This is a genomic window from Mycobacterium sp. (assembly GCF_035314665.1).
Taxonomy (GTDB): Bacteria; Actinomycetota; Actinomycetes; order Mycobacteriales; family Mycobacteriaceae; genus Mycobacterium.
Window position 1 is genome coordinate 1 of record NZ_DATFZD010000161.1, and the last position, 9944, is coordinate 9944.

Consider the following 9944-nt stretch of genomic DNA (forward strand, 5'->3'; position numbering starts at 1 on the left):
CGGATCCGGCTCTTCCTCGGCTAGCAGCTGGTCCAAGCTTTCAGGCGTCGGCCCCAAGGAGCCACGACCGTATGGACGCTCGGGCGGCGAATATCCCTCGTCGAGTACGTCGTCGACGCCGCGGTCGATGAGGGTGTCCTCTGGCTGCAGTTGGTCGTCCTCATCCGCGCTGTATTCGCCAGCCGACGCTTCCCTAGCGCCATCCGGAGTACTCATCACTCAACAATGTCACTGGACCCGGGAAGCGCCAGGGTGGGGGTGAGAGATCGCATGCTTCGACTCCTTCAGATTCGACCGAAAACGATTACTGATGTGCGATACACCGGTAAGCCTGCAGCCAAATCTGCGGTCGCCAGCTTGCGCACGACCTGCTCCGTGGCATGCCCCGTTCCTCATTGTTGACAGTCACAGTCACCCAGCACTCAGCTTTCGCGGAGCCGAGCGCCCACCAGCACGGGTGCCGCGGCGTCCCCAAAAGCGGCTATCGGCTACTGCGCGTTGACCGCAAGAAACTCGAGCACAGCCGAATTGAACGCGGCCGGTGACTCCAGATGCGGCACGTGACCCGTTTCGGGCACCCCGACGAAACGGCCCTTGGGCATTCTGGCCGCGAACCCCTTGGCCATTGCCGCGATATTGCCCTTGGCCCCTTGATCTTTGGGGGCAGTGTACTTCGCGCCCACGTAAGTGCGGTCGGACAGGCCGCAAACGAATAGCGACGGGAGCGGTAGCGAACCAACGAAGTCCACGGCAGGCTGGTTGAGAAGCATGTCGGTGGCCGCAGCGGAGCTTTGCACCCAGCGCTCGAACTCGGGCCCTCGACCCACGGCCCTGCGCACCGCGACAAAGGGTTCGATGAGTCGCGGAGCTTTGTTCACGAAATAGTGCGCCATGTGTTGGCGGATCTGATCGGCAGTCATAGAGCGTTCGTCATCTGCCCAATCCTGATGCCCTACCGGGCGCATCAGCCCCGCTGTGTCTACAGACTGGCGATCTGTACAGCTGATATGTAGGCACTGTTTGTCAAGAGGCAGGTGAAAGCCGCCCCGGTTTGGTGCCGGGGCGGCTTTCGTTTGATCGATGTCGGGTCCGGTGCCGCAGCGGTCGTTGGTCAACGACGGTGGAGTCAGACGGATATGCGCGGGTTGGGTACCGCAAGACGATGATTCGGCGCGAACGGTGGCTGCTCTCTAGAGACGGGCGTCACGGAGAGACTTGGGTCGAGTCTCGTTGTGGCTCATAGCTGTAACGCAGATCCAGTTCGCCTACCTCGCCGTGGCCGGACTCGATGCCGATCAAGTCATCGTGGCGCGGTTAGTTCAGGGTGGCCAGCGACCAGCACCAGCCGGCCAGTTCGCGGGCGATGGCGACGTTGGCCACCAGGGGGTTCTTCTTGCGCTCCAAAAAGCGGCACCACTGCTGATGCAGGCGTCGGTTTCCGGCGTGCCCACGCGCTTTGAGCGCGGGGTCGACTTTGACCCAGCGGGCCCGCATCGTCGGGCCGGGATTGCGGTAGGCCGCGCGGTGATGCCAGGCAGCCTCGATCAACAGCCTGCGCACGTGGGCGTTGCCGGCCTTGGTGATGGCGCCCTGTACCCGAGATGCTCCCGAGGAGTACTCGGTGGGGACCAACCCGACGTAGGCCCCGATCGAGGCGCCGGTGAAGCGGCTCCAGTCACCGATCTCAACGCTTAGCGCCAGCCCGGTCAGCGCCGAGATACCGCGCAGGCACCCGAGCCGGTCGACGGCATCGGCCCACCGGGGTGAGGCTGCCACGGCGACGATCTGCTCATCGAGGCGATCGCGCGCCGTTGTCGCGTTCAGCACGGCATCGAAGTGATGCTCGAACGCCGATGTCGTGTGGACGTCGTCGAAACGCTGCCGGCGTAGCCAAATTTCATGCAGCCCGGTCCAGCCCTGCCCGCCGGAATACACACGGCCTTGCCGCAACAGCAGTTTGGATAACCGATGCCGCACCCGCATCAGATCAGCACGGGCATCCTCACGGGCCCGCACCAGATCACGTACGGCCTCGACATCCCGTTCGGGCACCGACACGGCGGTGATCGCACCCAAGCGCAGCAACCGGGTTAGATGGGCGGCGTCGCGAGCATCGGTCTTGATCCGATCCCCAGCAGGGCGGATCAGTTTCGACGGCGCAGCCACCACGCACTCGATCTGGGCGTCAGCGAGAGCTCGCGCCAGCCCGAATCCCGTCGGACCAGCCTCGTAGGTCACCCGCACCGGGCCACGCAACTGGCCTAACCATCCGAGGATCTCGCCGTGATCCGGGCACAACCGCGCCCGTGACGTCGACCCATCACTTTCGTCAACCGCATGCGCAACCACCGAAAGCGCATGCACATCCAACCCGACACTCGTACCGTTAAAACTCACCGGAGGCCTCCTGATCTGCAACTGTGGCTCTACCGGAGCGAGTGTCCACCCGCCACCGGCAACCCACGTCCAATTGCAGCCCGAGGCCTTCGGCCTCGAGTCAGCCTCCATACCAACTTGTGTAATAGGCGGTAGGTGATCGCGGTCTGCAGCCGTGATCACCGAGCACCGATTCGAGATCGCTCGCCCCATACCTGTCGCCCATGACCGTGTGGGTTGACTCCTAGACGGCTTGTGCCTCGGATCGGTGCGCCCCGCGCGAGGAGTGGCTGAAGAGAGGCCTGCAAAGCCGAAAGTTGGTGTGCCCTTCTCGCTTTCCATCCAGAAATTCGAGGCGAGGAGCCAAATAGGTGTCAACGACATCGACGACCCCGGAGCGCATGGTGATAGCGATCGATCCCCACAAGGCGTCCTGGACCGCCGCAGTGGTCGATGCGTCGCTGCAGCCCGTGGCAACGATTCGAGTCTCAGTGAGCCGCGACGGCTACCGTGCATTGCGTCGCTTCGCCCGCCGGTGGCCCGATCCGACCTGGGCAATCGAAGGCGCATCTGGCCTGGGTGCGCCGCTGACAGCGCGGCTACGCACCGACGGGATCGACGTCGTCGACGTGCCCGCCAAGCTCGCCGCCCGAGTACGGATGCTGTCGACCGGCCACGGCCGCAAGAACGACGATGCCGACGCTGTGAGCGTGGCGATCGCCGCGCGCAGCGCACCTAGGTTGAATTCCGCCGCGGTCGACGGGGCTGTGACTGCCCTACGCGCGATCGTCGACCACCGCGACGACCTGGTCAAAACCCGCACCCAAACCGTCAACCGCCTCCACGTTGTGCTCACCAACCTCACCCCGGCAGGCGCCAACCGTGAACTCACAGCCGAGCGGGCCGCCGAACTCCTGCGCGGGATCCGTCCCCGCGATGCAGCCGGCAAGACCCTGCGGAGCCTGGCCGCCGATCTCGTCGCTGAGATACGCCAGTTGGATCGCCGCATCGCCAAGGCCGCCGCCGACATCCAGACCGCTGTCACCGCCTCCGGCACCACTCTCACCGAGCTATGCGGTGTCGGTGCATTAACCGCGGGCAAGATCCTGGGCCGGGTCGGCACCATCGATCGATTCCGCTCCGCCGCCGCGTTCGCCACCTACACCGGTGCCGCACCAATCGACGTGTCCTCCGGAGACGTTGTCCGACACCGGCTCTCCCGCGCCGGCGACCGCCAACTCAACCTCTGCCTCCACGTCATGGCCCTCACCCAGATACGACAGGACACCCCGGGTAGGGCCTACTACCTGCGGAAGCGAACCGACGGCAAGAGCCACAAAGAAGCGATGCGATGCCTCAAACGGCGGCTCTCCGACGTCGTCTACCGGCAACTGCGTCGCGACGCAAACAGACTAGAGGCAGGCCCGGGAGGACACTCGGGGGCGGCTCTGTCGTCCAGCGCGGCCAGCTGAAACCCCGCACGCTGACTCTTCGGACAAGTCACTTCCCGGACCCACCAGCAGCCACCATACAACCGACCAACCCAGGTCTTGACACAGAGAGGCGCCGTCTAGATGGACAATTCTCATGCTGATGCGTCCAGCGTGTGTCAGCGGGTCGTCGCGTGTCTTAGGACATCGCTAGGACACGACGAACAAAGGGAAAGAAGCATGGCGGCGTGTCGTCACCGATGTTGGCCACACTTCTGACTCGCTTGCCGGCGTCAAGTGATCAGCAGACACAACTCGTTGACCTTGTTGCTTGCTGGGGTCAACGGGCCGCAGGCTCTGCTGCGCCGCGATGGCTTACTGCGGGTGCTTCACCAGGTAGTCCGCGACGGGGATCGGTGAGGTCGCGGAGTAACCGGTGGGCAGGCGCACGTCACCGGCAGTCGTGTTGAAATAGACCTCCCACCGGTAGTACCCGGCAAACGCAGCGGGATCGGCTGCGAGCACCGCTGCGTAGTCGTTGACCGCCTGCACGTATTGGTTCGAGTTGTTGTACCGGTACAGCGCGTATTCGCGGTCGTCGGCGAAGCCGTTAACGGCGAGGCAGCGGCCGGCCGCCATGATGCTGTCGTGGGGCGAGAGGATGTCGCCGCCCTCGCCGTAGGCGCCAAAGGTCGAGGGCAAGAACTGCATAGGGCCTAGCGCGCCAGCGGTGCTCACGCCGGCGACGCGGCCGAAGCCGGTCTCGATCAGGTTGATCGCCGCCAGATAGGTCCATCCGACGCCGGACACCGATTCCGCCTCGCGGTAGTAACCCCGCAGCTCGTCGGCCGGCGTCGGCGGGTCGATGCGCCACGCAGGCAGCGTATCTTGCGTTTGGCCCTCGCTCATCGCGGTGAGCTGCCGACGCGCGTCGACATTGCGGTCGTAGATTTCGAGAAGCGACGGCGGGATTCGCGGGCGCGCGGTCGGGTCCCACTCGGGGTGCCGTCCGAGGGCGTAGTAGGCCGCTTGCTGGCGGCGCGCCACCGCCTTTAACACAGCCTCCGACGACGACGGGTCGCGCAGCACGTGCTCGTCGGCAACAAGGTCGTCGGCCAGGCGCGCGGGGTCGGATGCCAGCCGCCACTGCGGGGGGTCGGATGCCAGCAGCGGCTGCGCGGGCGGGAGCGTGGTCGCTGTGGCGGTCGCCATCGTTGTGGTTGACGGCCTGGTCGACTCTGAGCAGCCGACGAGTGCGAACATGATCGTGACGACGAGAAGCAGCGTGGCGCGGCGAATCGTACCGATGCTCGCGACAGCCGACCGCAGCACGGTGGCGTCGACACGGTTGTGGCTCAATGTGTTTACTTCCCGGCGATTGCGTGAAATTGTTTGCGGTCCAGGTCTTGCGGGCCTGCAGCGAGTGTATTGCTCCCACCCCTCGTTGAAAGTAGCGTTGACCGCATGTCTTCGGGGCCTGTTTATTACCAGCGCTGTCCTCGGTGGAGGTCCGCTCGGTGAGGCCGTTACAGCGGGCCCTTTAGGACAGCTTCGCGTGGCGTTACCGGGCGCAGCGTGGATGATCGGGCGGATGCTCGGCGGAATGGTAGGGCTGGTGAGCGCCCCCGGACAACGGAAAGTTGCTGGGCCCGGCCGCCCCGACGAGACCTTTTCGGTCACCATCGTGCTGCGGCGCCGGCCTGACGCCGGGGCGGTACCGGACTTCAGGCATTTCGTGATCACGCCGCTCAGCCGGCGGCGCGGGCTGTCCCCGATGGACTTTGGGTAGGCACGGCACTGTGATTCTTCTACGGGAGTCTCCGGAGAGGAATCACAGTGTCGGCACCAGCCCGCCGTCGCAGCGCAGCGCTGCTCCGGTCACGTAGGACGCCGGCGCGCTGCACAAGAAGGCGGCCACGGCGCCGAACCCGTCGGGCTCTCATACCGGCCTGCGGGAGTCTCACCGGTTGAGGATTGCTCGACGTCGGCGACCGGGATGCCGGACCGAGCCGCGGCCGCTTCATTGATCTGGCGCGCGCGGGGCGTTGCGATTCGGCCGGGCAGTAGAGAGACAGCATTTGAACCTGCGACCACTTGACCCCCAGGTTAAAGAATGGTGTTCGCACATGTGTGTGGCTGCGCGCTGCCGTGCGGTGTCGTTCCAGTCCGCTGGCATGTAAAGCGCAGGTCAAAGCCACTTTCCAGACACCACCGAACGTCAGCGCACACATGCGGACACCACGCGGAAAAACCCGCGAATTCCAACCCAACTGGCGCACAAACTGGCGCAACTGGCGCAAAAATTGGCGCAACTGGCGCACTCCCCAGGCAGAGAAAGGTCCGGAAACGACGCGATCATTGGTACACCGGAGGCATGTACGACGTCGGCGAACTGGTCCTCTCCACCGAGGGGCAGTGGATGGTCCGCCCACCCCAACACTGCGCCAACGGCCACCGGCTCGCCGGTCGCTGCATCGTCGGCACACTGCCATGCCGCTGTCAGGACCGTCACCTCACGTGGTGCTGCAACACCTGCGGACACACCACCTACGGCCCGGCGCTCAGCCCGCACTGCTCACTGATGAACGGGCCAGCGCCTAACAGGTGACAGGTGAGAGTTGACCAGCGTGCATTCCACCCCCAAGACCGTGCGCTACACTTGGCCCTGTGAGCACCGGCATCGGCAAAACCCAGCGGCGCATCCTCGACGCGCTACACGCATCCGAGAACAGCGTGCTCACCGTGATCAAGCTGGCCGAAAAACTGGGCCTGCGCGATAACCAAGTCCGACGCGCCGTGCACGCACTGGCCGATCGCGAGCTGGTGGTGCTCACCAAGGAGCATGCCCGCTGGGCCGGCGTCGGCCAGTACGGGCCACTCCGCCGTCGCGACAACGGCTACTACGACCTCGACACCGGCAAGCAGGTGGAGTACGGGCCGGAAGTGCCGACCGCCGACTTCGACAGCCACTGGGACGAGCTAGACCGCGGCTGGAATCGCGTCGAATACGTACACGCTGGGATGCCCACCGGAGTCTCGTTACTCGTTTGGACGCCGGAGGCAGCAGCAGCGGAAGCGGCAAAATCGGCCGCGTTCCGCAAAGCGCATTCCTAAGAGCCTTGGCTTCGAGAGGCGATACCGCCCTCCGGCTTTTTAGCTGCCCTGCGCAGGGTTCACCCCGCAATCCCAGCCAATTCCGTAAATAAATTGTACTCAGCGGGTGAGAAAGGCCCGAGGACGGCTGGACCAATCCGGGATGTTTGTGCCGTCCCCGGACGGGTCTGAATTTTACGGCACCACACCCAGCCGCCACGCCGCCGCATATTTCATCACAACTGTGAATTAAACTTTGAGGTATGCCCAGCCCGGCTTACCTCGACCTTGGCGGTTTGGTCGACCGTCCACGCTGGCCTAGCACCTATTCCGTCGACGTGATTCAACGGCCCTGCCTACGATGTTCGGCTGCACCATTTCATGTTTGCTTGAATCCCGCGACGGGCAGGCCCGCGAAGTTACCCTGCCTCGCGCGGATTAGCGCCAGCTAAACAATTCCCATTGTGTCAGCTGCGTTACTCGCCGCGGATGCGACCCGGCCGCCCCTCGCGGATTCTTTGAAGTGCCATTTGAACGCCGCGCTTGGTGAGTCCGACCGCCTTGCCAATTTTTCCAGCGTCCCAACCTTTGTCATTCAGCATCACGATCAGACGGTCTCTTTGGTCGGCACTCATCGTCGCCGGGGCCGCAGGCCGGATCCGCTTCTGCAGCTCCTCGCTTCCGCTGACCTCATCCGCACCATGCCGGGACATGAGCTAAGCGTAGATCGCCCAGCCCCGGTACGGCCGGCACGACAAGCGGGGAGCGGCTAGCATTGCCGGTCCACCGGACCCGGTAGCTCGGGCACCGCGCTCTCGTTGTAAGACTTGTTGTTTGGCGGAAGCTCAGTTCCGCATGGCCCACAAACCAAGCCCGCCACCGTCATGGCATCACCTCGGCCCACTGCATGTGCCCCTCGAAGCCAAGCGAATTGGCGATTTCACAGTAGCGGTCTCGGTAGTGGCGATATTCGGCATGAGCGCCACGGGCGCGGGCCAATAGCGCCCGCAGCCGTCGGACGTATACCTCGTTGAGCACAAATCCGGGATCGGTCGGCACGGCCGCCAACTGATCGACCGCGCTTTGCGCCTCATCAAAATCTTCATCGCCACCGCGTTGCAGCAGCGCCTCTGCAAGGACGCTGGTCGCCAACGCAATCCAAATGGACCCACCCCATTCGAACATGCGGTTGACGACTGACCGTGACAGTTCGACGCCGCCGTCGCAGTCCCCGGATCTAACCTTTTCCCGTGCGATTTCGATGTCGATTGGCGGCACAATAACCTCGGTGATCCGCTCATTGGAGGGGCGCACCGCTGAGAGCAGCGCGAGGCCCGCGTTAGTCTCTGTACCCCCTCGGTGCACTAGGGTGACACCTCGCGCCGAGCGCGCTAGCTCAACTGCGAGGTCGTCGCCGGATTGCTCTGCCTTGGCCAATACTTCTGACGTCTCATGCAACGCATTGTCGTCGGGCAGCACCATCCCGTACGGAACGCCGATGAAGTACTTGTACCAGCTCACCCCGGCAAGCATCATGGGTGGGAATCTGTGCGCCATCGCGATTGCGCTGTCGAGATCGTCCCGCCAACCGCGAATTCCGAGACATGCGCGGGCGAATCCGCGTATCGCGATCGCATGTGTCAACGGCGACGGGACGATCATGTTGCCTTTGGCGGCATCACCCTCGGCAAGGTCGATCAGTCGTTGCGATAACCGAAGGGCTTCTGCCATCTCGCCAATCTCGTATTTTGCGACGAGCGCCCCGGATGACAGTGCAAGGATCAATGACGAGTCACCGATCGATTCCAGTAGTTCGATGTGTTCCGTGGCCAGACGAGATGCCTCGCGGCGACGCCCGTGCACGGTTTCCGTCATCAACTGGCCGAGCATACCGATGGCCAGAGACCGCTGATCCCCCGCTGCAGTGCACAGGTCGCGAAGCTCGTCAAAGCCTGTGTACAAGCCGGGTCCTCCGACACGAAATGCGCTTGCACACAATAGTGTTCGCGGTGCGATCCGCATTGGCAACCGGTCCGGATAATCAGCGGGTAACCGGTCGGCGACCTGCTGAGCGCGTCGCCAGCTCGCATGTGCTGCGGCGATGTCGCGATTCGTCAACCAGGTCCCGGCGCGCATGTGCCAGCCGTAGGCGGCGTGCCCATCACCGGCGGCCTCCAGATGTTCGGCGATCAACGCAGCATTCTCCTCAGCCGCTGCCGGATCACGGGCTTCGATGGCGGTGGCCAGACGCCGGTGCAGCTCGGCGCGATCCGACTTCAGCTGTGACTCGTAAGCCACGGTGCGGATCAGCGGATGATGGAACACATATGCGGGATTGCGGGTGAACGTGATCTGATCGATCAACTCGCCGCTCACCAGATCGTCCAAAACAGGATCAAGACCCAGCGTTTCCAACAAGTCCCGGCCGAACTTCGAGCCGATGACCGCCGCAGCACTCAACGTGCGCTTGGCCGCCGGGGCAAGCCGGTCGATGCGGGCGGCGATGGTCGCCTGCAAGGTGGCCGGCACACTGACCTCACCGACATCGGCGATCAATTCGTAGGCGCTGCGGTTGCCCCGTAGAACGCCGCGCTCGGCCAGTTCGCGCACGATCTCCTCAGCGAAGAACGGATTACCGGCAGCCCTGTCGGCGATCTTCTGGCCCAGTGCACCAACCGAGGGGTCGGGGCCGAGCAGCTCTGAGACCAGTGCCGCGGTTTCCGAATCACTCAGCGGCGCAAGGGCGATGGTTTGAGCACCGTGCACCCGAGCCAACGCCCCCTCGTACTCCGGTCGGTAGGTGGCCAGCACCAGCGAGGGCGTCTGCGGGATCACGGTCAGAAAATCGGCGATCATCGACTCGCTGACCTCGTCGATCCAATGGGCGTCCTCAACGACGTAGACCGCGGGCGTTTCCCGAGCCAAGGAAGCGGCATTCAGCAGCGCCGTCAACCGTCGCCGACGGGCGTCGGGATCGATTGCCGGTAACGGAGCATTCGGGTCGGCGATGCCCAGTAGGTCATCAAGCAGCAGCAAGTCCTCGGG

Annotated in this window: 8 protein-coding genes and 1 pseudogene; 3 read left to right on the forward strand and 6 right to left on the reverse strand. The window is 64.1% G+C overall.

Features of this window, described 5'->3' with window-relative positions; translation table 11 throughout:
- The 3 genes and pseudogenes from VKI00_RS12900 to VKI00_RS12910 all read right to left on the reverse strand — a co-directional run.
- Positions 1-216: pseudogene (locus tag VKI00_RS12900) on the reverse strand (hypothetical protein); the annotation flags it as partial.
- A 272-nt stretch (positions 217-488) separates the two neighbouring features.
- Entirely contained in the window at positions 489-920 is a 432-nt protein-coding gene (locus tag VKI00_RS12905; protein ID WP_324437890.1) for an alpha/beta hydrolase, read from the reverse strand.
- Positions 921-1314: 394 nt separating this feature from the next.
- A complete protein-coding gene (locus VKI00_RS12910; RefSeq protein ID WP_324437892.1) occupies positions 1315-2397 on the reverse strand; it encodes an IS110 family transposase in 1083 nt (360 codons plus the stop codon).
- Positions 2398-2747: 350 nt separating this feature from the next.
- On the opposite strand from VKI00_RS12910, the gene VKI00_RS12915 reads away from it, so the two are divergent.
- The gene (locus tag VKI00_RS12915) at positions 2748-3848 is read left to right on the forward strand and encodes an IS110 family transposase (RefSeq protein ID WP_324437894.1); all 1101 of its coding nucleotides are present in this window, start codon (positions 2748-2750) and stop codon (positions 3846-3848) included.
- 333 nt (positions 3849-4181) lie between these two features.
- Here VKI00_RS12915 and VKI00_RS12920 read toward each other — a convergent pair whose 3' ends face one another.
- The gene (locus VKI00_RS12920; RefSeq protein WP_324437905.1) at positions 4182-5069 is read right to left on the reverse strand and encodes a lytic transglycosylase domain-containing protein; all 888 of its coding nucleotides are present in this window, start codon (positions 5067-5069) and stop codon (positions 4182-4184) included.
- A 292-nt stretch (positions 5070-5361) separates the two neighbouring features.
- Between VKI00_RS12920 and VKI00_RS12925 the strand changes: the two genes are divergently transcribed.
- The gene (locus tag VKI00_RS12925) at positions 5362-5595 is read left to right on the forward strand and encodes a hypothetical protein (protein ID WP_324437896.1); all 234 of its coding nucleotides are present in this window, start codon (positions 5362-5364) and stop codon (positions 5593-5595) included.
- 878 nt (positions 5596-6473) lie between these two features.
- On the forward strand, positions 6474-6920 hold the full coding sequence (locus VKI00_RS12930; RefSeq protein ID WP_324437898.1) for a winged helix-turn-helix domain-containing protein: 447 nt from the start codon (positions 6474-6476) through the stop codon (positions 6918-6920).
- A gap of 455 nt (positions 6921-7375) precedes the next feature.
- On the opposite strand, the gene VKI00_RS12935 is transcribed toward VKI00_RS12930, so the two are convergent.
- Both VKI00_RS12935 and VKI00_RS12940 read right to left on the reverse strand, forming a co-directional pair.
- The gene (locus tag VKI00_RS12935; protein WP_324437901.1) at positions 7376-7612 is read right to left on the reverse strand and encodes a hypothetical protein; all 237 of its coding nucleotides are present in this window, start codon (positions 7610-7612) and stop codon (positions 7376-7378) included.
- A gap of 169 nt (positions 7613-7781) precedes the next feature.
- On the reverse strand, positions 7782-9944 hold a 2163-nt coding region (locus VKI00_RS12940), incomplete at its 5' end, for a cyclase (protein WP_324437903.1).

What these genes read in the sequence shown, in the direction of transcription:
- VKI00_RS12905 (WP_324437890.1), bottom strand. Translation starts at nt 920, where the DNA reads ATGACTGCCGATCAGATCCGCCAACACATGGCGCACTATTTCGTGAAC.
- VKI00_RS12920 (WP_324437905.1), bottom strand. Translation starts at nt 5,069, where the DNA reads ATGTTCGCACTCGTCGGCTGCTCAGAGTCGACCAGGCCGTCAACCACA.
- VKI00_RS12935 (WP_324437901.1), bottom strand. Translation starts at nt 7,612, where the DNA reads ATGTCCCGGCATGGTGCGGATGAGGTCAGCGGAAGCGAGGAGCTGCAG.